Raw genomic sequence first — 1,246 nt, forward strand, 5'->3', positions numbered from 1 at the left:
CATATACCGGATCTTAAGAATTAAGCCTTTCAAAACACGCCTCCAATGTTTTGTTTTTACATGATTTTCTTTGCGGTGTTTTGAAAGCATTCCGGCATAAATATTCCCTCGCCTTTTCCAGTAAAAAACCGGTTTCCGACCACGCTCGTTGGATCAAATTTTCTATTATTGGCCGTAACCACATATCCGTATTTTTTGCTGCTTTTAGCAAAGAAGCGTCTGGAAATAGTCGTCTTGCCATTGTCCGCCTGACCAGCAACGCGAGCAAACTTGACCAGACAAGCCCAGTGACTAACGACGCTTTTCGGGTGGTAAATCCGTGCCAGTTTGTGTGTGATTTCAATTCCTTGAATAACAACTCGACCTGCCAGCGGCAACGATAAATGTCCATAATGTCATTCGCGGTAAATTCCTCTGGTGGTAAGTTTGTCAGCCAAATACAGAACCGCTTCTTTTCTGCAAACCAGCGACGGATGATCCGGAATTCATAGCCCTTTCTCCGACAGCACAGATCCAAGACTTCTGAACGGTTGGTTCTGCGGGTGACTTCTTTTAAGGTTTTTCCGGCCAGTTTCCGCAGCGGTTTCCCTTGTCCAGTGTGCGCGGTGATAATCTGAGAATTCAGCGATTGGCTTCCCCTGACAATAAATGCCGCGCCAAAATGGGAGAGTTGTTCAAAATAATCAAAAGCCGGATATCCTGCATCCGCAAGCAAGAGTTGCCCGCGTAATGTGGCCGGTGCAGGCAAATGAGCGCGTTCAGACGCGGTATCGGCCGTCACCGCCATTCCTGTTGGTGTCTGGCTCAATAACGACATCGTCATATGGCATTCAATGGCGGCAGAGGTTGTTTTGAATCGAGAGGGGAAAACTTCCGCGAGCGCAGGATGCACTTTAAATGAACTCCCATCTTGTAAAATAACATTTTGAAATTGAGCTAATTTTTTCGGTATCGCGACGTGTTTTTCAACCCACTGTGCCATGACAAACCTGACAATAATTTTCACAAATTCCTCAAAGGCCGGTTTACGTAATTGATTGTAAAAGGGTCGGTAACTGACTTGTTGCCGAATCTCAGGGCACAAGCCATTAAACTTCTGATGTAATTGGGCAATGGAGGTGATTTTATCTGTGCTGAGCGCCGTAATCAGGCTAAGCAGCAATGTGCGGGGTTCAATATTTCTAATGCGTTGAGTAAATCCGCAGCCAAACGCTATCTTTTGCAAAGAAACATCACTAAAAAATTG

The 1,246-nt window shown here is 45.4% G+C and carries 1 protein-coding gene; it reads right to left on the reverse strand.

Annotated elements, in window-relative coordinates; translation table 11 throughout:
* Positions 1 to 13: 13 nt before the first annotated feature.
* A partial coding sequence (locus IQ211_RS19340) for an IS4 family transposase (protein ID WP_189761396.1) occupies positions 14 to 1,246 on the reverse strand: 1,233 nt, incomplete at its 5' end.

It is taken from the genome of Xenorhabdus griffiniae (genome assembly GCF_015163655.1).
GTDB lineage: Bacteria > Pseudomonadota > Gammaproteobacteria > Enterobacterales > Enterobacteriaceae > Xenorhabdus > Xenorhabdus griffiniae.